This window comes from Jeotgalibacillus proteolyticus (assembly GCF_002926065.1).
Taxonomy (GTDB): domain Bacteria; phylum Bacillota; class Bacilli; order Bacillales; family Jeotgalibacillaceae; genus Jeotgalibacillus; species Jeotgalibacillus proteolyticus.
The window spans coordinates 117026-140823 of sequence record NZ_PREZ01000009.1 but is presented as its reverse complement, the minus strand read 5'-3'; the positions used below and the strand labels follow the sequence as shown (position 1 = coordinate 140823).

Annotated in this window: 25 protein-coding genes; 12 read left to right on the top strand and 13 right to left on the bottom strand. The window is 34.7% G+C overall.

From position 1 onward, the window contains the following. Positions 1 to 2: 2 nt before the first annotated feature. Genes C4B60_RS19725 through fabG form a run of 8 tightly spaced genes read right to left on the bottom strand, consistent with a single transcriptional unit; the run spans position 3 to position 6200 of the window. Positions 3 to 773 carry an enoyl-ACP reductase FabI gene (locus C4B60_RS19725; RefSeq protein WP_104059679.1) on the bottom strand — a complete coding sequence of 257 codons (771 nt, stop codon included), beginning with the start codon at positions 771 to 773 and terminating at the stop codon, positions 3 to 5. 13 nt (positions 774 to 786) lie between these two features. Then, entirely contained in the window at positions 787 to 1236 is a 450-nt protein-coding gene (gene fabZ / locus C4B60_RS19720) for a 3-hydroxyacyl-ACP dehydratase FabZ (RefSeq protein WP_104059678.1), read from the bottom strand. Further along, positions 1229 to 2464 carry a beta-ketoacyl-[acyl-carrier-protein] synthase family protein gene (locus C4B60_RS19715; protein ID WP_104059677.1) on the bottom strand — a complete coding sequence of 412 codons (1236 nt, stop codon included), beginning with the start codon at positions 2462 to 2464 and terminating at the stop codon, positions 1229 to 1231. The genes fabZ and C4B60_RS19715 overlap by 8 nt, the downstream gene beginning before the upstream one ends. 36 nt (positions 2465 to 2500) lie before the next feature. After that, positions 2501 to 2923 (bottom strand): 3-hydroxyacyl-ACP dehydratase FabZ family protein, encoded by a 423-nt coding sequence (locus C4B60_RS19710; protein ID WP_104059676.1) that lies wholly within the window; start codon positions 2921 to 2923, stop codon positions 2501 to 2503. 6 nt (positions 2924 to 2929) lie between these two features. Then, entirely contained in the window at positions 2930 to 3922 is a 993-nt protein-coding gene (locus C4B60_RS19705; protein ID WP_104059675.1) for a hypothetical protein, read from the bottom strand. A gap of 2 nt (positions 3923 to 3924) precedes the next feature. Then, positions 3925 to 5184, bottom strand: coding sequence for a beta-ketoacyl-ACP synthase II (gene fabF, locus C4B60_RS19700; RefSeq protein WP_104059674.1), 1260 nt, complete (start codon positions 5182 to 5184; stop codon positions 3925 to 3927). Positions 5185 to 5189: 5 nt separating this feature from the next. Further along, positions 5190 to 5438 (bottom strand): acyl carrier protein, encoded by a 249-nt coding sequence (gene acpP / locus C4B60_RS19695; RefSeq protein ID WP_104059673.1) that lies wholly within the window; start codon positions 5436 to 5438, stop codon positions 5190 to 5192. A gap of 21 nt (positions 5439 to 5459) precedes the next feature. Further along, positions 5460 to 6200, bottom strand: a complete 741-nt coding sequence (gene fabG, locus C4B60_RS19690) for a 3-oxoacyl-[acyl-carrier-protein] reductase (RefSeq protein ID WP_104059672.1) — start codon at positions 6198 to 6200, stop codon at positions 5460 to 5462. Positions 6201 to 6307: 107 nt separating this feature from the next. On the opposite strand from fabG, the gene C4B60_RS19685 reads away from it, so the two are divergent. The 7 genes from C4B60_RS19685 to C4B60_RS19655 are packed head-to-tail and all read left to right on the top strand — an operon-like array spanning position 6308 to position 14035. After that, positions 6308 to 6562, top strand: coding sequence for a phosphopantetheine-binding protein (locus C4B60_RS19685; protein WP_104059671.1), 255 nt, complete (start codon positions 6308 to 6310; stop codon positions 6560 to 6562). 5 nt (positions 6563 to 6567) lie between these two features. After that, entirely contained in the window at positions 6568 to 7299 is a 732-nt protein-coding gene (locus tag C4B60_RS19680; protein WP_245154057.1) for a class II aldolase/adducin family protein, read from the top strand. Continuing rightward, positions 7289 to 8713 (top strand): SagB family peptide dehydrogenase, encoded by a 1425-nt coding sequence (locus C4B60_RS19675; RefSeq protein WP_167578714.1) that lies wholly within the window; start codon positions 7289 to 7291, stop codon positions 8711 to 8713. The genes C4B60_RS19680 and C4B60_RS19675 overlap by 11 nt, the downstream gene beginning before the upstream one ends. Positions 8714 to 8726: 13 nt before the next feature. Beyond that, positions 8727 to 10151 carry a class I adenylate-forming enzyme family protein gene (locus tag C4B60_RS19670; protein ID WP_104059668.1) on the top strand — a complete coding sequence of 475 codons (1425 nt, stop codon included), beginning with the start codon at positions 8727 to 8729 and terminating at the stop codon, positions 10149 to 10151. Further along, complete coding sequence (locus tag C4B60_RS19665; protein ID WP_104059667.1) at positions 10148 to 11413, top strand: LL-diaminopimelate aminotransferase; 1266 nt, start codon at positions 10148 to 10150, stop codon at positions 11411 to 11413. The genes C4B60_RS19670 and C4B60_RS19665 overlap by 4 nt, the downstream gene beginning before the upstream one ends. Before the next feature lie 5 nt (positions 11414 to 11418). Next, positions 11419 to 12327, top strand: a complete 909-nt coding sequence (locus C4B60_RS19660) for an alpha/beta hydrolase (RefSeq protein ID WP_167578713.1) — start codon at positions 11419 to 11421, stop codon at positions 12325 to 12327. Beyond that, complete coding sequence (locus C4B60_RS19655; RefSeq protein ID WP_104059665.1) at positions 12320 to 14035, top strand: hypothetical protein; 1716 nt, start codon at positions 12320 to 12322, stop codon at positions 14033 to 14035. Before C4B60_RS19660 ends, C4B60_RS19655 begins: the two co-directional genes overlap by 8 nt. Before the next feature lie 81 nt (positions 14036 to 14116). On the opposite strand, the gene C4B60_RS19650 is transcribed toward C4B60_RS19655, so the two are convergent. After that, the gene (locus tag C4B60_RS19650; protein WP_104059664.1) at positions 14117 to 14908 is read right to left on the bottom strand and encodes an alpha/beta fold hydrolase; all 792 of its coding nucleotides are present in this window, start codon (positions 14906 to 14908) and stop codon (positions 14117 to 14119) included. Between the two features lie 343 nt (positions 14909 to 15251). Here C4B60_RS19650 and C4B60_RS19645 point away from each other — a divergent pair, with 343 nt between their 5' ends. Then, positions 15252 to 16529 carry a helix-turn-helix domain-containing protein gene (locus C4B60_RS19645; protein WP_167578712.1) on the top strand — a complete coding sequence of 426 codons (1278 nt, stop codon included), beginning with the start codon at positions 15252 to 15254 and terminating at the stop codon, positions 16527 to 16529. A gap of 364 nt (positions 16530 to 16893) precedes the next feature. Here C4B60_RS19645 and C4B60_RS19640 read toward each other — a convergent pair whose 3' ends face one another. After that, positions 16894 to 18171 (bottom strand): helix-turn-helix transcriptional regulator, encoded by a 1278-nt coding sequence (locus tag C4B60_RS19640; RefSeq protein WP_104059662.1) that lies wholly within the window; start codon positions 18169 to 18171, stop codon positions 16894 to 16896. 129 nt (positions 18172 to 18300) lie between these two features. On the opposite strand from C4B60_RS19640, the gene C4B60_RS21925 reads away from it, so the two are divergent. Further along, entirely contained in the window at positions 18301 to 18426 is a 126-nt protein-coding gene (locus C4B60_RS21925; protein ID WP_280632287.1) for a hypothetical protein, read from the top strand. Between the two features lie 344 nt (positions 18427 to 18770). On the opposite strand, the gene C4B60_RS19635 is transcribed toward C4B60_RS21925, so the two are convergent. Then, the gene (locus tag C4B60_RS19635) at positions 18771 to 19100 is read right to left on the bottom strand and encodes a four-helix bundle copper-binding protein (protein ID WP_104059661.1); all 330 of its coding nucleotides are present in this window, start codon (positions 19098 to 19100) and stop codon (positions 18771 to 18773) included. A 151-nt stretch (positions 19101 to 19251) separates the two neighbouring features. On the opposite strand from C4B60_RS19635, the gene C4B60_RS19630 reads away from it, so the two are divergent. Genes C4B60_RS19630 through C4B60_RS19620 form a run of 3 tightly spaced genes read left to right on the top strand, consistent with a single transcriptional unit; the run spans position 19252 to position 22090 of the window. Then, on the top strand, positions 19252 to 20565 hold the full coding sequence (locus C4B60_RS19630; RefSeq protein WP_167578711.1) for a sensor histidine kinase: 1314 nt from the start codon (positions 19252 to 19254) through the stop codon (positions 20563 to 20565). Next, positions 20562 to 21236 carry a response regulator transcription factor gene (locus C4B60_RS19625; RefSeq protein ID WP_104059659.1) on the top strand — a complete coding sequence of 225 codons (675 nt, stop codon included), beginning with the start codon at positions 20562 to 20564 and terminating at the stop codon, positions 21234 to 21236. The genes C4B60_RS19630 and C4B60_RS19625 overlap by 4 nt, the downstream gene beginning before the upstream one ends. Continuing rightward, positions 21224 to 22090 carry a F510_1955 family glycosylhydrolase gene (locus C4B60_RS19620; RefSeq protein WP_104059658.1) on the top strand — a complete coding sequence of 289 codons (867 nt, stop codon included), beginning with the start codon at positions 21224 to 21226 and terminating at the stop codon, positions 22088 to 22090. Before C4B60_RS19625 ends, C4B60_RS19620 begins: the two co-directional genes overlap by 13 nt. 52 nt (positions 22091 to 22142) lie before the next feature. Here the strand turns inward: C4B60_RS19620 and C4B60_RS19615 are convergent, their stop codons facing one another. Then, the gene (locus C4B60_RS19615) at positions 22143 to 22775 is read right to left on the bottom strand and encodes a YdhK family protein (RefSeq protein ID WP_104059702.1); all 633 of its coding nucleotides are present in this window, start codon (positions 22773 to 22775) and stop codon (positions 22143 to 22145) included. 216 nt (positions 22776 to 22991) lie between these two features. Next, a complete protein-coding gene (locus C4B60_RS19610) occupies positions 22992 to 23726 on the bottom strand; it encodes a type II toxin-antitoxin system PemK/MazF family toxin (protein ID WP_104059657.1) in 735 nt (244 codons plus the stop codon). Between the last annotated feature and the right edge of the window lie 72 nt (positions 23727 to 23798).

The window sequence follows — 23798 nt, the reverse complement described above, 5'->3', positions numbered from 1 at the left end:
GATTACACACCAACAATGTTAAAACCATGATCAACGTAAATTGTTTGGCCAGTTATCCCCTTAGAAAGGTCACTTATTAAAAATAAAGCTGTATTTCCAACTTCTTCAGGATCTACAGATCGACCAAGAATGGTTTGATCTTCTACAGCTTTAATAAATGTATTAAAACCTGCTATACCTTTACCTGATAAAGTGCGAATTGGACCGGAAGAAATCGAATTTACTCGTATATCAAATTCGCCTAGATCTTTTGCTAAGTAACGAACATTAGCCTCTAATGATGCTTTTGCAATTCCCATGACATTATAATTTTTCACTACTCGCTGTGATCCAATGTAGGTCATGGCTACAATACTCCCACCTTCCGACATAAGTGGGTATATTCTTTGCGTAACGGCTAAAAGAGAATAGGCACTAACATGTTGAGCGAGATCGTACCCTGATTTTTTAGTTTCAACATACCGCCCATCTAAATCTTCACGATTTGCAAATGCTATACTATGAACTATCCCATGGACAGTCCCATAATTATCTTCCATATAATTTTTAAGATTATCTAAATCTATTTCTTCAGTAACATTACACTGAAACAGATTGACATTATCCATCTCTTTTGTAAGTTTTAATATTCTATTTTTAATCTTTTCATTTTCATAAGTTAAAATAAAATTTACTTGCCCATGATCATTTAATGACTTTACAATCGCCCAAGCAATACTTCGCTCATTAGCAACCCCCATTACTAAAATGTTTTTCCCGTTGATAAGGTTCATTTAAATTCCTCCTTTATTTTGTGTGACCAATTAATTCGAAAACTCCAGCCGTTACTATTTTATTATCTACTTTGACTACTCCTTTAAATCTTTCCGCGCTTTTTAACCTTTCAAGAGATGTAACAGTAATTAATAATTGATCTCCCGGTTTTACTTTTTCTTTGAACTTAATATCGACCACTTTTTTTAGATGACTGTAATATCCTTTTTTTGAATCGTCTCTTATCAAAATTAATAGATTCGCCAGTTGGATCATTGATTCTAAGATTAAAACTCCGGGCATCATTGATTCATTGGGAAAGTGTCCCTCCAAAAAATGCTCAGTCATCGCAACATTTTTAATCCCCTGAATACTTTCTGTGTTTACCTGACAAATTACGTCTACTAAGACCATATTGTCCGCTTGAGGTAATAAATTTTTGATCTCCTCTGAATTTATCAAACTTATAGTATTTTCACTCATTATCTCTCCACCTTTTAAAAATTAATGAGGTATTAAATCCGCTTAGATCAATCGTATTGTTTAATACATATTCTAAACTTTCAGATATTTCTTGATCTAAAATAAGTGAATCAATTGATTCATATGAAGGATATACGTCACAAGGAATTAAATCGTGATGAAGAGTGTTTATTGATATGATTGAATCAATAGCGCCTGACGCTCCCATAAAGTTTCCAATCACTGATTTTAGGGAGGAGATATGTAAATCATGTTCATACTTCTCTAAAAGACTCTTCAGACTATCTAATTCACGAGAATCTAAGCTTGCCACACCAATACCGGAAGCGTTTATATATTGTATTGATTTGAAATCCAATTGAGCGTCCATTAATGCTGACTCAACAGAGGTGACCATTCCCTTGACAGAAGGAGTAGCAGATTCCTTATCTAAACCAATTGAGGATCCATACCCAACAATTTCACAATAAATATCTGCATTCCTTTCTTTTGCATGGTCCAATGACTCTAAAAGTAAAACCCCTGATCCTTCAGACATAACGAACCCACTTGATTCCTCAGTAAATGGTTGACAAATATAGTTGCCATTCTCTTTATTAGAAACCAAACCTTGACTCATGTATCCTCCCAATAATGGGGAGGATATAGCAGCATCACTTCCACCACATAACATAATATCTGCACTATTATTTAAAATTTGATTATAAGCATCACCGATGGCATTTGAACCTGAACACATGCCAGTAACCGGAGTGTTATTAGGACCTTTCGCACCAAAATTCATGGAAACTTGTCCCGTTGCCATATTAACTATCATCATTGGAATAAAAAAGGGACTAACTTTTTTAGGTCCTCTATCATAGAGTAGATGCATTTGTTCTTCCCACGTATGAACACCACCAAATTGGGAACCTATTATTACCCCAAACCTATGATTGTCTATACTATCGAGATTTAATTTAGCATCTTTAATTGCTTGAGTAGATGCGATCATCGCGTATTGGACAAATTTATCCATCTTCCTTGCTTCTCTTTTGGAGAAATATTCTTCCGTATTTAACTCTGGTATTTCTCCTGCTAATGAAATACTGGTTTCTTTAGCTCTCTTCGAATCAAGTTTTGAAAAAAGATGATCGCCATTAATTATCTTATCCCATACTTTTTCAACACTATCGCCACAAGGAGATACCATTCCCATACCTGTTACTACAACCCTTTTTTTATCCATTAAAATTCACCTCATCTTTTCAGCTCTAAATAAAACCTATTCCCAAAAATGAATCATTTCACCTTGTGCGATTAAAACACCATTCACACTGGCTGTTCCAATTCCTAAACCTGAGGTTTCTCGCTTTTTTATTACCTCGTAAGTTAATTCCACTTGGTCGCCTGGGTACACATGATTGAAAAATTCGAAATCTTTTATTTTTGCTAATACAGTACTTTTCCCTCTATTTTCCGGATGGATTAAATGGATAAAAACGCCAAGTTGACCTATTGTTTCTGCAAGCATTGCTTCAGGATAATTTGGCTTTGTTCTTTTATCTCCTTTGAATGGTAATTCAGTGATTGTAATATTTTTTATGCCTCTTCCCATCTTTCCTGGTTCCACTTCAGTGACTCTATCTAGTAATATTGCTTCTCTACCCATGGGTAATACTTCGGTAATTACATCTGAATTGTACATAAGAGTTCACCCTTTGCTTATTAAATTTTTGCTAATACACGAAGAAATTTCAGCTAATTTATCTTCTTCTTGTATTCTAATTTCATTAATTTTAGCTACTAGCTTCTTTAGTACTCTTTCTGGATGCTTTGTATAAAAGACTTTCATCATCAGATTGCTTAGATAATCCCAATCAGTTCCCAATTTATGAACTTCCTTAGATAAAATATTAAATTTTTCATTTCTAGTTTGAAGATACGTTCTATATAAGAGTTTAGAAAACTTTTTTCTGCCCATACCAATAAGCTTTAATTGATACATGATAGGAGATAAACCTGGCCGATCCTCAAAACCTTTTGATTCCAACACCAAATCTAAATTTGAAATTTCTTTTGTAAGAGTTGTTAATTGGTCGAAGAATTTACTTGTTAATGATTTATTAACACCGTATCTTGTAACTTCCAACCAGTTACAATCAATTTCTGTATAGATATTTTTGGTAAAAGAAACTGTTCTGTACCCTTCATAGCCTTTAATAAAATGATTAAACGGGAGGTACTCTACATTGGTACTAAAAAGGGGGTCTATACACATGAAACCTTCATTTTCGATACTTGATAACAAGATAGTATGAGACAACCCTCCACCGCCACCATGATATTTATAATAGAATTCCTTACTCCAAGGACAATAATAGTAATCAAAAGCTATTATTAGTGGTAATTCAAGGGATCTATCTTTTATTCTTTGTAGTAGTTCTTTTGCAGAAAACCTATTTTGTTGATCAGATATCTTAACCCCATGGTAGATGGAGAGAAGTTTATCCCATTCTTTATTTCCAGTTCCAATTCTTTTAGCTAAAGAAAGAGGGCTTTTGCTGTCAAATGGATCTAAGTCGAAATTCCAAGAAGAGGCGAACATAGCATGAAAATCGTTATCTTTCCAAACACATAATGAATATATTAAATCCTCCAAACAAGAATAAGCATCATCATGTACAGGTACAATACTCGTGTTCATATTTATTTCACCTCGGTTTTATTAAACTTCTTTAAAATTAGAGTAGAATTGTGCCCCCCAAAACCAAAAGAATTAGATAAAGAAAAATTAACTTCCCTTTCACGTGCTTTGTTTGGCGTATAATCCAAATCACATTCTGGATCTTGGTTATCAATATTAATAGTTGGTGGTACTATTTGTTTATTGAGTACCATAGTAGAAATGATGGCTTCTACTCCACCGGCTGCTGCCACTAAGTGACCAGTCATTGATTTAGATGAATTTATTGAAGCCTTATATGCATGGGCTCCTAGAGCTTTTTTAATAGCATTACTTTCCGCTATATCTCCTAAGGGTGTGGAAGTACCATGAGTGTTTACATAGTCTATCTGATTTGACTCGATGTTAGCATCCAACATTGCACTTATTATTGATTGCTTAGCCCCTTCCCCATCTGGTCTAGGTTCAGTGATATGATAAGCATCCCCACTCATACCGAAGCCAACTACTTCTGCGTAAATACGAGCTTTTCGATTTAACGCATGTTCTAAAGATTCTAGTATTAATATCCCTGAACCTTCTGCCATAACAAAACCGTCACGGTCTCTATCAAAGGGCCTACTAGCTTGTTGTGGGTCGGAATTTCTGGTAGACATTGCTCGGAGTGAAGTAAAACCACCAAAACCTGCTGGATTTATAGATGCTTCCGTCCCACCACATATCATGATATCTGCCTTATTATTTTTAATTATCTGGTATGCTTCTCCTATAGAATGATTTCCTGCTGCGCAGGCGGTAACCATAGTACCAGACGGGCCATTCACACCTAAATATTGAGCAATCGCACTTGTACAGTGGGATATTTGAAACTTTGTCATAAAAGTCTTATTAGAACCGTATGAAATTTTTTTTCTAAAATTATAAATTTCTTGGTTCCATGTAATAGCACCACCGATTCCTGAACCTACTAAAACGCCTATACGATTTGGATCAATTGCACTTAGTGTGTCAAAACCCGCGTCCTTAAGTGCTTTTTTGGTTCCTGCTAAACCAAATTGAGTAAACCTATCATAATTTGAAGACTCTTCCTCACTCATATAATTCAAAGGATTAAAATCTTTTATCTCCCCTGCAATTTTTGTCGTATAATTTGTCGTATCAAATGATTCTACAAGTGAGATACCTGATTGCCCCGAAACTATGTTATTCCAAAATTCGTTTAACTCCTCCCCTAATGCAGTTACTACTCCCATCCCTGTAATTACAACGCGCTTTTTCTCCATTCCTCTCAACCTTGATTCACTTTATTTTTTTGATCAATATACTCCACTAAATCCTGTACTGTTTTTAAATTTTCAGAGTCTTCATCTGCAATTTCAATTTCAAAAATATCTTCTATTTCCATAACCATCTCTACTACATCCAGAGAATCTGCGCCTAAATCATTCTTAAATGATGATTCTTTTTTAATGCTTAATTTATCAATGTCCAATCTCTCTGCTATAAGATTCTGAACCTCTTCAAAAGTATTTTTCATTAATATTCCCTCCTAGTTTTATTAAATGTACATGCCTCCATCAACTTGTAGAACTTGTCCTGTTATATAGGCTGCTTTATCCGTACTTAAAAATGCTACGGCCTCTGCTACATCAACTCCAGTACCTGCTCTTCCTAAAGGTATCTCACTTAGCATTTTTGCTTTTGATTCTTCGCTCATCTTCTGTGTCATGGATGTATCAATATAACCTGGAGCGACAGCATTGAATGTAATGTTCTTTGATGAGAATTCTTTTGCTGCTGATTTGGTAACCGCAATTAATCCAGCTTTTGAAGCTGCATAATTTGATTGTCCTTGATTACCCGAAAGGCCAACTACCGAGGCTATATTTACAACTCGCCCATAACGATTTTTCAACATAGGTTTAACACTGTACTTAATGCAGTTCATAGCCCCTATCAAATTTACGTTTAAGACCGACATAATATCTTGTGTAGTCATTTGAATAATAAGCTTGTCATTCGTTATACCAGCATTATTCACTAAGACATCAAGTTTTCCATATTCTCGAATAATGTCACTTATCATATTCTTTACTTCTTTTTCATGTTGAATATTTGCTTTTATTGCCGTAGCACGCTTTCCGGAATCCTTTATTTCTTCACAAAGAAGATCAGCTTCCCTAAAACTTTCAGAGTAATTTACTACAACGTCCATGCCAGATCTTGAAAGCCCAAGACAAATCTCTCGACCTATCCCTTTAGCGCCTCCAGTTACTAAAGCAACTCTATTCGTCACAATTTTCCTCCTTTTTAAATTTTTGTTGAAAATAATAACAATGTTAATTATACTGTAAATTATAATAATTTCTACAATTTTTTGAATTTTTTGTGAAAGGAGGGTGGAAATTGAAGGAGATTATAAAGGAATTACTGCTTGAAGCATCGGAAGATAATGTTACAGAAGAAGATTTAATTGAGGTTGGAGATAATATTGGAAACTTAGGTCTTGACTCATTGGTTCAGATAAATTTAATCGTACTGATTGAAGAAAAATTTGATATTGACTTAGAAATTGAAGAGATAGAACCTCAAGTGTTTGATTCTTTAACTACGCTGAGTCAATTCGTTATCAGGAAGCAGGAACAATTGGAAGGAGTTTGATGACTTTGAATTCAATTGAAGAGATTAATGCTACTGTTTTAAAAGATTTAACTTACGGATCAAAAACTCTCTTTTTAGAAGGACACAATGATATCAACAATGGCCAAATTTCATATCGCATAACAGAAAATACTATTTTGATACGAAGAGCTTTTCTAGGTTGGGAGGAAACAACGGAAAACGATTTCATATTAATTGATTTAGAAGGGAATCGTTTGGTTGGTGAGGGTGCTATACCTTCTGAATGGCCACTCCATACAGAAATCTATAAGAGTAGAAAGGATGTAAATTGTCTAATACACTCCCACCCCCCTTATTCTATGCTTTTTGGCGCTACAAACCTGGAGCTTAAACCAGTAACTCACGATGCCACGCCAGTAATGAATACAAAAAAGTTTGACTTAACTACAAACACTGTAACTAATCAGAAAATAGGGAGTAAGGTTGCCGATTCCTTTTCTGTAGGAAATACGCTGTTTCTGAAGAATCATGGAATAGTAGCTGTAGGAAAATCTATTCCTGAAACCATTTGTTGGGCGATTGTTTTAGAAAACGCTTGTAAATTTCAATTAATGGCTGAATCATTTAATACCCCCTATACATTTACAGAAGGAGCAGAAGTAAAAGTAAAGAGTAAGATTATCTTTGGTAAGACCGCCATTGAAGAATATTGGAAATACTGGTGCAGAAGGGTCGACCATTATTTTAGTAATGGAGGAATTCCTTATGTTAAGTGATAATTTGAAAACAACTGGTAGTCAGGAGCTACTAGAGTTTGTCAAAAATGTACGCGGGCGTGAATACGTGGGAAGTAGATTTAACGAATTTGATCGACCAGAACGCAATAAAAAATATAAAGGCTATAGTATAAGATTAAAAACAAGTTACGCGAAGCAAAAACCCAAAAATGACCCTATTGATCGATTGGAGCGTCTTCTTTTAAGTGGTTTTGGAATGAACTCTATTAAATTTTATGACCACCAACCAGAAATGTTATGGTCGTACCCGTCAGCTGGTGCATGTTACCCCATTGAACTATATGTTGTTATTAATAATGCTCCTCCCCTAGAGAAAGGGGTATTTTATTATTCCCCTCATGATATGGCCTTATATAAGATTAACAACGAGAATATTCACCTTCATGATAACTTACTCGAACAAGATTCAGACGATGATATATATATTGTATTTACAGCAGCTCTTTGGAAGAGTTGTTGGAAATATTCTTACAGAGGATATCAATTTTGTCATCTAGATGCGGGACACGTGATAACCAATATGCGACTTTTAGCAAATACTCTAGGCATGGATACAAGCACTTATACGATTTGTAACAATAGAAGTATAAGTAAACTATTGAATTTAGATGCCATTGAAGAAGCCGTAGGTTTAATATCAATTAAAAACTTTAATCAAAGTAGAGAAATTAGTAATTCTAAGGTTGTAGGTAAAGATCATCTAAGCAACTCTTATACAAATGACCCTGATCAAAGTAATCAGTTTAATTGGGAACCAATTAGTAGCTTCCAAAAGGAAGTATATGCCAAAAACCTTATCCCAAAAGCTTCTTGGCTTTCTGAATCACGGTTAGGTTATGAAAACCAAAATTTTGATAAACTATTAAATCTTATTAAATACAGAAGATCCGCCTCTACTTTCAACAAAGAAAAGATAGCCTTATCAGACTTCGATAAGATTGTTGAATTCATCTCTCATTGTGATTTTCCGTTAGAAACAACTTTTGTAATTAATAATGTAAATTCACTGGAATCAGGAATTTATAAATTAGAAAGCGGCCATCTAAAAAAAGAAAAAATTGGTGATTTTAATGTCAAAGTAAAGGAACTATGTATCAATCAAGAAATTCTTGAAAATGCTTCGGTTGCTTTATTTTTTAGTGCTAATTTAGGAATGGAAGATGAGGATTTACATTGGAAAAAATCTCTTATTGAATCTGGAATGTTGGCCCAAGAGATCCATTTAAAAGTTAACGAAATAGGATTAGGTTATTCATGCATCGGTGGCTATTATGACGAAGAAGTCAAAGAGTTTTTAAATCTTCATCCGTTGGATGAAATACTCTATGCAGGAGTGATTGGAGTGGACAAAACTAATGGTTTGAAAAGAGATAGATATTTTTTAAATCGATAAAAGGAGTAATAAGATGATTATTGAGGAAATAAAGGAAAGCTCCGAATTATATAATAAACGCCCAGCAATACGTTATGGTAACCAAACTTATTCTTATTCTCAAATGTGGGAAGAAATTGAAAGGCATGAAAAAATATTAAATATGAAATTATCTTCAAAAGGTCCAGTTGGAATTCAAATGAAAAACCATCCAACATATATATTTATCTATTACGCTTTAATTAAAGCTGGTTCTATTCCAATGTTAATCGATTACACTTTTACTGATACCGAAGTTAATACTTTGTGCGAAAAGTATAGTATCAATTATGTAATTAAGCTTGGTTTAGGCGATCAAATTATTTTTAAAGAATTTAAAGTAGAAAGCATAGAAGATAACAATGATTTGAAGAATACTATGACATGTAGGTTTTCATCAGGTACGACAGGCGTACCAAAATGTTTAATGTTTACTGAGAGTGCAGTATTAAATGCAGGGCGTAACTGGGCAGAAGCTTCAAGTTTAATAAAAGAGGACAAGATATTATGTACCGCTTCCTTTCATAATGGTCTTGCTTTTAATACTTCGTTTATTTCAACATTTTTGAGCGGTGCTTGTATTATTATTTGCAAAAAAATATTAACTCCAAAATATATTTGGAAAGTAATTGAAGAAGAAAATGTGTCTATCATTACTGCTTTTCCATTTGTATATGACAGTTTACTTTCAACAAGTTATCAGCCAAAAATTAAGAATCTAAGACTTTGTCTTTCTTCCTCTGCACCCCTGCATAATTCAACTAAGTCAGAATTTAAAATTAGATTTCATCTACCCATCTGTGATTACTATGGGATTGTTGAAGCTGGTCCGGCTACCTTTAATGATGGTACCATTCCCAATTCACTAGGTAAATTAATTGAAGGGGTAAGTGTAAGAATTATAAACGAATCTGGAAAGTTATGTAGGGACGGAGAAAAAGGAATCATTCAAATTAAATCTACTTCAATGAGCACAGGTTATTATAAGGATTTAAATAAATTCAATTCCTTACTTACTGAGGATGGATATTATCATACTTATGACATAGCAGAAATGAGGAAAGGGTTTCTTTATGTGTACGGAAGGCAAGATGACAGTATCAATGTAGGGGGCAAGAAAGTGGACCCTGTAGAAATAGAAAACGTTTTAAAGAAACATCTTGATATACGAGATGCAGCAGTAGTCGGCTATAAGAGTCCAGGAAGTATTTCAGAGTATCCAGTAGCTTTTTATGTGACGAATAATAATGTTGAGAAAACAGATTTAATCCCTTTAGTAAAAGAACAATTAGCATCCTTTAAAATACCGCAAAAATTCGTAAAAATTAATCAAATACCTAGAAGTGGGGTAGGAAAAGTAAAACGTAATTTGTTGTTAAAAGAATTAGAAACGATGACTTTAAAGGAGGAAAAAAGATGAAGAGCTCAATTTTAAGTGAATACAATATAAATAATCTGTTTTCAGACCGTATTGGAGGAGCAACATTTGGCCAAGAAAATAAAGACTATAAATTTGGTAAGATCAAAGAAGCAAAAGAAGAAGCTTTAAAAAATAACCCCGATAAGCTATTAATAGACATGGGATTAGGCGAACCAGACTGGATGGCCGAAAGTGAAGTTATCGATATTTTATACATGGAAGCTAAAAAAAGTAAAAACCGTGGTTATTCTGACAATGGGATTGAGGATTTCAAATTCGCCGCTGCAGAATATTTAGAAAAAGAATTTAGATTACATTCTAAACTTGATCCTCAAGAAGAAATTGTACACTGTATTGGAGCGAAATCTGCACTAAGTTTGCTTCCTTATGCTTTTATTAATCCAGGCGATGTTGCTCTAGTAACAGTACCTGGCTACCCGGTCCTAGCTACCCATACATCTTGGCTTCGTGGTGATGTGGTGGGTTTACCTTTAAAGGAAGAGAATGAATTCTACCCAGACTTAGATAATATAGATGAAGAAGTATTAGATAGAGCAAAGTTACTTTATATCAACTACCCCAATAATCCTACAGGTGCACCTGCTACAAGGAAATTTTATGAGACAGTAGTTAAGTTTGCAAAAAAGAATAATATTCTTGTAATTTCGGACGAAGCTTATGCACCCCTCACCGCTAATGAAAATAGACTATCTTTTCTATCCGTACCAGGCGCCAAGGACGTTGGTCTCTCCCTGCATTCGTTATCTAAAGCTTTTAATATGACTGGTTGGAGAATTGGATTCTTGGCAGGCAACAAAAAAGCCATCAAAGCTTTTTCAAGTGTGAAAAACAATTCCGATTCTGGTCAATTCATTCCTATACAAAAAGCAGCTATTCATTGTTTAAGAAATCCCGAAATTACTTATCGCACTTGGAAAAAGTACGATAGACGTCATAAAATGTTAACAGATGTATTATTGGGGTTAGGTTTTAAGGTGAGAAAGCCTCAAGCATCTTTTTATTTGTATGTGGAAGCACCTATAGGAACAACAGATGGGGAAACATTTAATTCTGGCGAAGACTTCTCACAATATTTAATAAAAAAGAAACTTATCTCAACTGTACCTTGGGATGATGCAGGAAATTTTATACGCTTTTCTGTAACATTTGAAGCGGATAGTGAAGAAAAAGAATTTAAAGTAATAAATACCTTAAAGGAAAGATTATCTACTGATAAATATATATGGAATGAGAAGGGATGAAAGGGTTGAAAAAGTTACTATTTTTCATAATAAGTAGCATAGGTGTATTTGGCGGCGTTTTTTTGTTTTTTTGGAATATGGCAAAAAAAATTCAACAGCCCTTAAGACGACAAATAACTTCCGTTCCTTCAGTTCCTTATGAAAACATCGAATTTCCTAGCAAGGAAGGTATTGTAAGAGGTTGGTTTATACCCTCTAAATTCGAAGAAACCCCTCCTTTAATAATTTTATGCCATGGGTGGGGTTCCAGCCGAGATACAGTTTATAGATATGTCGATCGATTGCATGAAGAAGGATATTCTCTTCTACTATTCGATGTTCGGGGCCATGGTGAAAGCAGTAGCGTAAAAGCATTGACCGTAAAAACGTTTCGAGATGATATAATCTCAGCCGTGAAATTCGCCAAATCTCGCAAAGATATAGACACAAACAACATTGGTCTGCTTGGACATTCATTTGGTGGTTTTGGCAGCATTCTATCTTTATCAAAAGGAAATACGGCAAAGGCAATTGTCATTGATTCTAGCCCGATAAAATTCACTACTATAATGGAATCATTTCTAAAACAGAAAAAACTTCCCACATATCCTTTAGTTCCCATTCTAACTAAGTTTATTTTTATGAGAGCTAATATTACAACGCGCGAAACGAAAGAAGATTTAGATTGCATAAAAGCATTAGAGAATACTCGAACTCCAATTTTAATGACCCATTCAATCAATGATAACTTTGTACCTTCAAGTGAACTTGAATATATTAAAAGCAGAGTAAAAATAAATAGTTTCTATGTAAAAAGTGACGGGCATAGAGACTCACAGAGTGATCCTGACTTTTGGGAGAATGTTATCCCATTTTTTAATGCTCACCTTTCAATGCGGAGTAAAAATTTCATCAGCGAGGAAAAAAATGGGTGAAATAATTTGTCATGTATGTCAAAAGGAATGTAATGAACAACACGATGGTGGATATAGTACTGTACCAAAAATTAAACATTATCAAGTAACGAGATGTTCACGTGACAAAGAAAAACCAGAGAGAGATAAAGGAACTTTTAATCATTCTCCTATGTTAGCCTACATTTTTAATAAATTTTATTTATCTTATATCAATAACCCGATTAGTGAAACTATCCCCCCTTCTAGAACCCTATTAAAGACATCGATAGATGGGGAAAAATGGAGTTCAGCCATTGAATTGTTTCCACCTTATAAAGTCTCTTTTAATAAATATTGTTTATATGCAAATATGCATCATCGTATGGGCTTTTTTATATCTAAAAGACGTAAACTTTATGGTTTAGGATTCTATGGATTAAGTCTTAATACTGAGGAATTCCCGAATAACGGGAAAGGTATTGGAAGGGTTATTAGAGAAATTCAGCCTAATGGGCAATTAGGCGAAATTTATTTTATTCGTTATAACCTTCATGCAGGATGGGATGAGAAAAATACAATTTACCCTTATTATTTGAATTCTAAAGATCTGGAATTCATTAATGATTGCGAAGAATTATTAAGCAATAAACTTCTTACACAAAAATGGTGGGAGGAAGATCGAAGTAAAGATGGGTTTTACTCTATAGAAGATGGGAAAGCATTTACTTATTATCAAGTTTCTGATTTAGAAACCATCGGATTTTGGAAATGGGGAAAAGCTTCTATCAGCCAAGATAAAGGTTTAACCTGGGCGCCATTAACTAAGCAACCTTCTATCGTTACAGCTGGTGGGAAATGTTGGGCTGAGAAAATAACAAATACAAAGTATGCTCTTGTATATAATCCAACGAATGATAATACTCATAGATGGCCATTAGCAGTAACAACTAGTAATGATGGAAAAAATTATTATGGGATGAATTGTCTGACAAACTGGGTCTCTCCACGAAAATATTTCGGGCTACATAAATATTATGGCCCTAGCTATCCCACCGGATTAACGGCTGGGAGTGATCCCCCTCCTGGCCATTACACATGGATTGTGTATAGTATGAATAAAGAAGATATATGGCTAAGTAAAGTCGATTTATATAATAATCATTCTTTTGAATCTGCAAATAGAGATGAATTTGAAAATTGGGGGTTTATTCAGCCAAAATGGGGAGAGATAAAGTTAATTGATAATCATAAAGGAACTATTTCCGCAATAAATCGAGATCCATACGAAATGCTGATGCTTCAAAGATGGGAATGTGGAAGAAATAAAGGTAAGATTCAGTTTGAATTTTACGTGAAAAATTACAATAAAAGAAATGTACAATTAGAATTGTTAGATACAAACAATCAAACATTAGTCTGTTTATATTATAGTCCTGAGGGTACTTTAGTTATCAAAGATAATTTAGAACTTGAATCTTTAAAAACCATCCGGTACAGGGTTGATGCCTGGGAATCTTACTCTATAGGATGGAATGATAATAAAGCCAGTATTAAATTGATTAAATCTGAATTTGAATTTTCTTTTGGGTTGGGAGATAAATTAATCGGTAGCATAGTTTTTAAAATTAACTATACCAACTTACCGATTACGAAAAAAACGAAAATAAATTCAAGCGATCTGATCAATGCAGATTACCCAACTGAACCTACTTCTTTTTTAGTTAGAAATTTTAGCAGGGTTGAATAATAACTGAAGATAAATTTTTATAGAGAATGAACTGTGAGAGTAAAGTACTTACACAGTTCATTTTTTATTTTGGAGTACTTCCTATTCTTCCTGTAATATATATCTCATACACCAAGAAGTGTGATGAAGAAAGATATGATGGTCTCCCCCTGTAACAGTAAATATCTCCCATTCCTTGTGAAGGTTCATTAAAGAATGAAGATTAGAAACTGGAGCAGTTTTATCGTTAGTTCCATGCAAACAAACAATCGGTATTTTACTGTCTACTTGTTCAGATATTTTTTTTACATCCCCTCGGTAAACCACTTCCCACAGACTCGATGTGAATGATTTCCAAGTGTGCATCAACATTTCATCAATCATTGTTGGGCTCCACAAAGGTGAAAATTTTTTCCTTTTCTTTAATAATGGGGAAATTCCGGAAAGAATTCCACGAGAAAACAGACATGATAGGGCTGCTAAATAATTATATGTGATAGAACCTCTCATCCGACTTCGAAAATAAACCTTGGCCTCATTCTCATCAGAAAAGACTGGCAATCCAATAACTATCACTTTTTTTACGAGGTCTGGATATCGACTTGCTAATTTTAGAGCGAGAATCCCCCCCATGGAGTGCCCCACTAGTACAAAGGGACCTTCAAGTTTAATTCTCTGATAAATAGCATTAATATGCTCATCAACCGTATAGATAATGTTGGGTTTTGGAGACCGTCCAAATCCTAGAGGGTCCACAAATATAAATTCTCCTTTTGAGAAATAAGGTTTTAAGCTTTCAATCCAGTAATTTATCGTTCCTACAACTCCAGGAAGAAATAAATACTTCTCGCCTTTTCCATGCTTCTCCATATGTAGCTTATAATTATTTTCCATTTGTCTTAGTCCTTTTTAAAAATTTTATTACACCATACAAAACTCTATGTAAATAAACCTGTTTGATGTTTAATTATATGGTATGATAATGAATAAATTGATTATAAATGATATCTATTATATCGTGGCAAGCATCTGGCCATATAGGATCTGAAAGCATTAAAAGCTTTATCATCTAAACATAGGTCCCTCCCTGCATTGAATTTTTTGAATAATCAAATTTCTATTACCACAATTATACTATAATTATGTAAAATAGCAATATAATTTACACATAAAACGCATTAGTGTTTATTGTTATAAATAATATAACAACTTTTGTATGCTGAAAGGATTTTTTTTGATGGATTTAGGGAAAAATATAAGAAATTATAGGACTGCCTTAGGGATTACGCAAGAAGAACTTGCAAAACCGAACCTTAATCGTAGTGTGATTAGCCAAATCGAAAGTGGAAAGATTGATCCCTCATTGAAAACTCTTAAGCAAATTGCTACGAGTTTAGGGGTGAAAATATCTGATTTAATAGAAGAAGTTGAAGATATAGAAGTAAGCCAAGTTATTTTGTTAAACCGTTCAAAAAATTTTATCGTGAAAAAGAAATACTTAAAAGCTAAGGAAACACTTGAACTCGTAAGTTTTACGGATTTGACTCCAGAGCATAAAGGGATGTACCACAAAATATACGGCATACTTTTTTACTCGATGAAAAATCATGAGGCAGCAATTCAAGAACTTGTAAAGGCATTAGAGTACATTACCCCTACCAACATAAACGATTATATAGAAGTGTATTCATATTTAGTATTTAGTTATCGATATACAGGAAAATTCATGGAGAGTATCAATGGCTCTGTTTATGGGGTTTTTTTGCTGGAGAAATTTAATTTATCTGATCATAATATTCTCTTATATATTAAGTTCACATACAATCTTGCCGTTTGTTATTGTCGCATTAATCAGTTTGAAGATGGATTATTAATGATTGAAAAAGTAAATAAAGTATCCGCAGAATATGATTTATATTTATATGGAGGCTCTCTAGATATGTTGGAGGGTATAGCTCATTTGTATTTAGGGAATTACAGAAAAAGTATAGCTGTAAGTACTAATGCATTAAATCATTTTGAAGCAAAACAGGATTATGCGAATATAGTTGCTTGTCTAACCAACTTAGCAATATGTTACAGAAAGATTGATAATTTCGATAAATCTATTGAATATTTACAGGAAGCAATTAAGATATGCAATGAACATGAACTAAATGATTATAAAAACAATGCTACTTTCGAGATGGCACTTAATTTGTTTAATAAACAAAACTTTAGAATGCTCCTAGATTATGTAGAAAAAGATATTAATAAAGAAGATGACTTTATACAGGCTAAGCTTAAATATATTTTAGCGAAGGTATATCTTGAAAAGAAGGAATTTAGCAAAGCAATACAAGAGTTAGAATTGGCTATTTCATTCTTCAAAGAAAAAAACCCATACTGGCTTTCAGAATGTTATCTTTTAAAAGGCACCATATTGGTTGATCAAGGTAATCTTTTAAACGCCATCACTTATTTCGAGGATGGACATAAAATTTTATTGAAAAAAACAGGAGAATTTTTATTTTGATGAAAGGAATTGCTAAATTAAACTCTTGGTCTGTTTATGGCACAGTCTTATAATGTACAATCCCTAATAAAAACAAGGACCCGATTAAATCGGTCCTTGTTTTTATTATTATTTTGACGTGTATCCCTGCAGCTGTTCTCTTAAAACATCTTTAAAAAAACACCTGCAATTAGAAAACTATTTTGAATTTCGGTGTAAATTGAATTAGACCGTTGTTATCATTAACAACGCTCTAATTTTTTTATTACAGCAAAACAGACAACGTTAGGGGTGACCATAGAAGTATCGCTAATCGTGTTGCCTTCCCATTGAACAAAGTAGAATATCTCACTGTCTAAATATGAAATTCTCTATATACATAGGTTTAATATTTAAATTCAAATTCTAAAGAATATTTTCTAACAATGGAGTTCCATTCAGGAAGATTTCCTACCTTTTGGCTCACATAATAAGCAATATCTCTTTGGCTTTCCGGAGTGTTTTCTTTAGATGAAAAAGCTTTCCTATATAATTCTAAACCTTTCTTTGTTTCACCCATTGAGAAATGGGCATCTCCCTGAAGTAAATTGAATTTTATTGTGATATTAGGTGGGAAACCTCCGTAAAGTTTGGCGTTAAAATCTTTAGCTAGCAAGAGAACCTTATTAAAATTATTTTTATAATACTGAGTTACTGCCATTTCATATATTAAGTTCAGAAGGCCAAACCCGTCATTTAATTCTTTGTAGATTTGTTGAGATTCCGCAAAATAATTTTGGGAATTGTCAAAACTTTTTTCGTACCTATGCAAAATTCCAATATTGGTCAAAGTGTTTGCTAGATTTAATTTGTCAGAAACGCCTTTAAAATAATGTACTGCCTTCTCGTATGACGACAGAGCTAGTTTATATTCTTGAACTCTTTTATAACACAACCCTAGTACCATATGTGCTTGACCGGTCATTACATATACTTTCATGCCGTCACTGAGATCAATAGCGGATTGCAAAAATCTAATTGAAGACCGATACTCACCAATTTTGGCGTGAGCAATACCTAGATTAGTCAAAAACTTGATGCGTTCAATACCGCCAACATTTTGAATAAGTAGTTCTTTATATGAGGTATCTAAGTAATCAAAAGCTTCACTTAAGTTATTATGTTCGACGTAAATATCAACTAATTCATTTACACTGCGAATTTTCTCTTGGTGTAAACTGCTTTTTTTATATAAATCAATGCTCTTTATCAAGTATTCAGTTGCATCTTTTCTATTCTTTTTATAATGTTTTTCATACTTTCCTCTACAAAAATAATATAATGCCAAATCCAAATTGTTTAGGGATTCAATATTATCTTCTACAATTTTAATGTCTTCTTTTAATCCATCAATGGCTTCACCGTGTATTACATAGTTTTCAATTGATGACAATTTATTCTTTATATCCAATGTAATGACGTTTGATTCCTGATCAGCAAAAAGGGCATCTACCTCACAATTCAAGCGCTCACATAACTTCCTTAAAAGTTTTATTGAGGGTTTCACCATGCCTTTTTCAATCTGGCTAATATAACTGCGATTGGTAATGCCTTCAGCTAATGCTCCTTGCGTAATGTTTTGATCTTTTCTTATTTGTTTTAATTTGACCCCAACTGAGTTCATTCTAGTCACTCCTAAATCTTTTATTGACAAAAAGTTCAAAAAAACTATATATTTGTTATGTATTATTAATTATATAACATTATTAATAATAAGTGATATGTTATATAAACCATAAGGTGGTGAATCACATTGAAAAAGCTAGTAATTGCTATTATGGCTATTATTATTCTCTCATCGCCATTTTATTTTAGCAATCAAGTAGAAGTCGGCGACGATACCTGGCCAAGAACAAAATCAGTGATAGTTGAAAGCTAACGATGAACTAAAAAATGTTATTTTATGAGATTAATCATGCACTTTATTGATTTTTCATCATTAACAAAAGCTGGCTAGTATGTAACTGGTTTAAACCAGTTACATACTAGCCAGCTTTGCTGCTTAAAAAAACTCTTACTTTTATTAGAATTCCATTGTGAGTTAAGTACATCATAATAAGAATGGATGCTTTTTCGGTTCACTATGATAACATACACTACGCAGAAAACTGCCATAAGCATTCTTTCTACATATTAAAATCTTCTGAAAGAGTAATTTTTCATCTTCCAGGAGAATAAAAGCCTTGTATTTAGATCCCTAGTTGTTCCAAGTTTCTTTAAAAATTAACTTAAAACCATCTTTCGGCATTCCTCAGCACATTGACGACACGCATCCGCACATTGTTGACAATGATCATGATTATGCTTTGCACACTCCTCTGCACATGATTCACAAATTTTTGCACATAACTCGCATATTTCGTGTACGTGTGGGCTGTTAGTCTGCATCGCAGTGATCGCCAGCGCACATGCATCTGCACATTCACGGTCTAAACGGACACAATGTGCCATCATCTTTACATCCTCTTCATTAAGACAGGCATCAAAACAATGGTTACACGCCTCCAAACATCTCTTACAAGCTTCCAAACAATCCTGGTATTGTTGGTTCATGTTTACTTCCTCCTTTAAGTATGTTCTAGTCAATTTTTCCCGATGGGTTTTCTGGTAAACAAAATTCATGATATTCATAAAAAAACCCGTATTTCTGCATATTTTCTGCACAAAATGATCGTATACTCTTTATATGAGATGGGGTGCGGGTATGAGTAAGTTATCTTTAAAGATCAGTCTCTATTATTTATTCGGCATTACGATCATTCTGGTCGTGTGTTTATTTATCATGCACAATCTACTTGTAGATCAACAAGTGAATAATAAGCTTGAAAACCTTCACCAGCGTGGTGATAGCCATCGTGATGTCCTGTCTGAAAGCATGGATCAGCAAACAATCGATCATGTTGTCATGATGGAAGAAAAAGCGATGACTGATGTCGTTATTATTAATAAAAATGGACAAGTTGCAGGTGCTTCCAATCAGGCAGATGAACATCTATCTGAGGGATGGGAAATCACAGAAGAAGGAGTGGCAGAAGACGATTGGCGAAACGAACCCTTCCTCGCCAGTATCAGTCTGATTGATGGGGGCGGAAGTGTCATTATGCTCGAACCGACTGCTCAAGTTCAATCCCTGATTAGTAAATTAAATCGACACTTTTTGATTGCAGCATTGCTGTTAGGTTGTTTTTTAGTCCTTAGCCTTTATTTTCTGAGTCATTTGATTATAAAACCACTTCTCTCGATCAGACTGGCCGCTGGAAAATTGAGTGAAGGGTTAGTCATCACCGTACCAGAGACAAAAAGAAGTGATGAAATTGGAGAACTCGCTCGAGCGATTACAAAAATATCCGGAGACCTGCATCAGATACAAAGAACAAGAAAAGCATTTTTAACCTCAATTGCTCACGAATTAAGAACACCCATTACGTATATCAAGGGGTACGCTGGACTTTTTAAAAAAGAAGATTCAGCATATGGAGAGATTATCTATGACGAATCACAACGGCTTCATAAGCTAATTGAGGATCTATTTGAACTTGCCCGACTGGAAGAGCATAGCTTTACAATAGAACCTGAACGAACGGAAATGACATCATTTATCATGGGAATTACAGAGAGGTTGCAGCTTGTCTTTAATGAAAAACAAATTCACCTTCTAATACATGCATCTATCCCCTTCTACAAACAGATAGATCAACGTCGATTTGAACAGGTTATTACTAACTTAATGGACAATTCTTTAAAATACACCCCTTCAGGAAAAAAAGTTCAAATTGCAGTTACTAAAGAACAGATCGTACTTACAGATGAAGGTCCCGGAGTTAAAGAAGATGCGTTGCCTTTTCTGTTCGATCGCTTCTACAGGGTTGATACATCTAGAAATAGAAAAACGGGTGGGACTGGAATTGGTCTTGCAATCGCTAAAGAAATTACTGAAGCACATGGGGGAAAGATTTGGGCTGAAAATACTGGTTCCGGCTTAAGTATCGTCATTGATTTGAAAGGAGTTTCCTCATGAAAAGAATAGCACTTGTAGATGACGAACAGCGAATGCTTGATTTACTTGAACTCTACTTAAAACCCCTCGGCTATGACTGCATTAAACTTCGTAGTGGGGAGGATGCGATTAGACTGGTAAAGGATGAAGAGCCAGACCTTATTTTACTAGATGTCATGATGCCTAGTATGGACGGTTTCGAGGCATGTCGGATTATTCGAAGATTCTCAGATGTTCCGATTATCCTTTTAACTGCACTTTATGAAAAAGAAGATATTATTAGAGGATTGCAGGACGGTGCAGATGATTACATCGTCAAGCCATTTGACGAGGAAGAGCTAGTAGCAAGGATTCATGCTATTTTCAGACGTACTTCTGATGATTTCTCCAGAAGAATTGAACATAAGGGACTGGTCTGGGACGAGTTTTCTCATGAATTATCTTATAATGAAATGACTGTAAACGTTACACCAAAAGAATTTTCGATTCTTGGCCATTTGCTAAAGAATCCAGGACGGGCTTATTCAAGAGAGCAGCTGCTATCCATCATCTGGGGATATGAGGCCTGGACAGATGGGCGAACAGTGGATTCACATGTAAGAAATCTTCGGGACAAGCTTAGAAAGATAGGTTTTCCTATCGAAAAACATTTGCATACAATTTGGGGAGTAGGTTATAAATGGATAAAATAAAAGTAAGTCTTGTAAGTGCTATTTTACTTTTAACAGCATGTTCAACAGAAGAAGAAGCATTTTACGAAGAAGTAAATACAGATACAGCTCACGCCCACGTACATGGAATGGGCTTCGTTGATGAAGACCTTTTAATCGCAACACATTACGGTCTTTTAAAAAAAGAAGGTGAGCAATGGCTCCATTCCACTTCAAACAACCATGATTATATGGGGTTTACCGCAACTAAGGAAGGGTTTTATGCAAGCGGTCATCCCGAACCATCAAGTGACCTTGAAAATCCACTCGGTCTGATTAAAAGTACAGATCAAGGCGAAACGCTTGAACAACTTGTTTTCTCTGGTGAAACCGACTATCACTATATGTCAGCCAGCAAAAACACCGGACGTCTCTACACCATCCTGATGGAGAGCAATAGTGAACTTGATGCTGGCTTTTATTATACAGAGAATGAGGGTCGTGACTGGGTACCTACCCAACTTTCAGGACTGGAGGCAGAATCCGTTTTTGGACTGACTGTTCACCCTGAAAATCAGGATCAGCTAGCCATTCTGACTAATCGTGGAATTTTTGAATCGAACGATGCGGGCGACACCGTCACCTTATTAGAGAAAACAGAAGGTACTAGTGCCGCTTTATATACAGAGAATCAATTTTACCACGTCAAAAACCAAATTTTTTTCTCCCATGAGGGGGAACTTGGAGGTATCCCTTTAGAGGAATCAGTGCTTTATCTTGCAGTGAATCCTTCAAACCCTGATCAGATTTATGCAGTAACTGGTGACGGAACGGCTGCTGTTACTGAAGATGGCGGAATGAACTGGTTGACAGAAGAAATCATTCCATCAGAATAACAAAAATAACTGAACACTAAATAAAGCTGAGAGTTTCACTCTCAGCTTTTGATTATTCAGCAGACAATTCTCTTTCTGTCACCCATTTATGATTCGTCACTTCTTCGCCTGATTCCAAAGTGAAATCGATCATATATACAGTGGTTTCTTCTACAGAGTCAATGGTAGCAGTTGCCCCGTCCATTCCCTCCATATGATCAGCTTCTACTTGCACTTCATCACCTTCTACATAAGGCTCATCTGCAGCGTCTGTAATTTCTTCATGAATGATCCACTTGTGATCCTCTACACGTTCACCTCCATTAGTCGGATCATATGAAATACTGTAAGTAACCGTATCATATGCACCTACAATCGTTGCTTCAGCGCCCTCCATCCCTTCCATGTGAGCTTCAGTGATAATGGCCGTATCCCCTACTTCAAAAGTTGGGTTTTCTGCTTCTTCTAACCCTTCAGGTATTTCACCTGATCCAGACATCTCCATGCCTGAATGGTCCATTCCCTCCATTGAGTCACTTTCGTCCATATGATCCATATCATCCATGTTCTCTTCCATGTTTTCATCCATGTTCTCATTCATGTCACCTGAACCCATTTCATCGTCGTTGCCGCCACATGCTGCAAGCATTGCGCTAAGAGTAAAAGCCAGGGCGCCCATTAATAACTTATTTTTCTTCACAATCATCCCTCCAAAATTTTGATTCACGTTTAATCTACCCAAATAATGTGCAGAAACTTTGCAGAAAGGACTTTTCGGTAAGACAAAAATATAACCCCCACTGATTAAATCAATGGGGGTTTGGACTTATAGTCCGTTAATTTTTTGATGGGTTCAAGACCCGTTAATATTGTTTGTATTTATAATATACAACACTTTAGGAGTTGGTTCAAGGGGTAACTATTAATGAGCTTTCTCTAACTCCAAAATTTTCTCCGATTTTAACCGAAGTTCCTCTTCAAGCAGAACCTTTTCCTCTTTTAAAGCTCTTATTTCTTGTTCCTTCCAATGCAAGATATCATTATTACTTTCTGTATCTTTTAAAATTTCGCTATAGAAGAAAGGCATTAGCTCTTTAGTTAACTTTAAATTTATTTCCATAAGTTTAGCATTGTCAGATACTCGCTTAAATTTCTTTAAGACTCTACTCTTAGAGATAAATCTCGTTTGTTCTAACTTTATTCCACTAGCATATGGCAAATCACCCATCGTAGGAACACCTTGCGGAAGATCAATGTGAGATGATACACCATCCTGATAACTCTTAGAACTTATAGGACAAATTACTATTCCACCATAAACTTCAGTTAAAACTATAGCAGGATGTTCAAAAGTAAGTTCCGTCCCCATATGTCCATAAAAATCACATAAAACAATTGTTCCGGGGGGTAAGGTTTGATTAATAAATGGGGCATTTAATTGAGATTTTTTATCCAAAATATAACGATCATATCCTAAAATCCACTTAATTCCTTCATCTAATTTCCACCCTCGGATAAACGTATCAAACTCTGTATTTCTACTCAAATAATCCAAAATCAATTGAGGATCATCTGTTACACTTTTACCATCACATGGTCTCGATTTGGTTCTTTTATTAAATCTAAGCTGCGACTCATAATGATTTCTAGACCTCAAACAAATTCCTCCTTATACAAATAAAGTCAATTATACCATTTAATATTTTCATAGTATATTCTTCAGCGAGCC

Coding starts and splice junctions, on each gene's coding strand:
- C4B60_RS19615 (WP_104059702.1), bottom strand. CDS start 22,775: ATGATTGTGAAGAAAAATAAGTTATTAATGGGCGCCCTGGCTTTTACT.
- C4B60_RS19705 (WP_104059675.1), bottom strand. CDS start 3,922: ATGAACACGAGTATTGTACCTGTACATGATGATGCTTATTCTTGTTTG.
- C4B60_RS19650 (WP_104059664.1), bottom strand. CDS start 14,908: ATGGAAAATAATTATAAGCTACATATGGAGAAGCATGGAAAAGGCGAG.
- C4B60_RS19655 (WP_104059665.1), top strand. CDS start 12,320: ATGGGTGAAATAATTTGTCATGTATGTCAAAAGGAATGTAATGAACAA.
- C4B60_RS19725 (WP_104059679.1), bottom strand. CDS start 773: ATGAACCTTATCAACGGGAAAAACATTTTAGTAATGGGGGTTGCTAAT.
- C4B60_RS19670 (WP_104059668.1), top strand. CDS start 8,727: ATGATTATTGAGGAAATAAAGGAAAGCTCCGAATTATATAATAAACGC.
- C4B60_RS19645 (WP_167578712.1), top strand. CDS start 15,252: ATGGATTTAGGGAAAAATATAAGAAATTATAGGACTGCCTTAGGGATT.
- C4B60_RS19715 (WP_104059677.1), bottom strand. CDS start 2,464: ATGGATAAAAAAAGGGTTGTAGTAACAGGTATGGGAATGGTATCTCCT.
- C4B60_RS19620 (WP_104059658.1), top strand. CDS start 21,224: ATGGATAAAATAAAAGTAAGTCTTGTAAGTGCTATTTTACTTTTAACA.
- C4B60_RS19675 (WP_167578714.1), top strand. CDS start 7,289: ATGTTAAGTGATAATTTGAAAACAACTGGTAGTCAGGAGCTACTAGAG.
- C4B60_RS19625 (WP_104059659.1), top strand. CDS start 20,562: ATGAAAAGAATAGCACTTGTAGATGACGAACAGCGAATGCTTGATTTA.
- C4B60_RS19710 (WP_104059676.1), bottom strand. CDS start 2,923: ATGTACAATTCAGATGTAATTACCGAAGTATTACCCATGGGTAGAGAA.
- fabZ (WP_104059678.1), bottom strand. CDS start 1,236: ATGAGTGAAAATACTATAAGTTTGATAAATTCAGAGGAGATCAAAAAT.
- fabF (WP_104059674.1), bottom strand. CDS start 5,184: ATGGAGAAAAAGCGCGTTGTAATTACAGGGATGGGAGTAGTAACTGCA.
- C4B60_RS19665 (WP_104059667.1), top strand. CDS start 10,148: ATGAAGAGCTCAATTTTAAGTGAATACAATATAAATAATCTGTTTTCA.
- C4B60_RS19635 (WP_104059661.1), bottom strand. CDS start 19,100: ATGAACCAACAATACCAGGATTGTTTGGAAGCTTGTAAGAGATGTTTG.
- acpP (WP_104059673.1), bottom strand. CDS start 5,438: ATGAAAAATACTTTTGAAGAGGTTCAGAATCTTATAGCAGAGAGATTG.
- C4B60_RS19640 (WP_104059662.1), bottom strand. CDS start 18,171: ATGAACTCAGTTGGGGTCAAATTAAAACAAATAAGAAAAGATCAAAAC.
- C4B60_RS19630 (WP_167578711.1), top strand. CDS start 19,252: ATGAGTAAGTTATCTTTAAAGATCAGTCTCTATTATTTATTCGGCATT.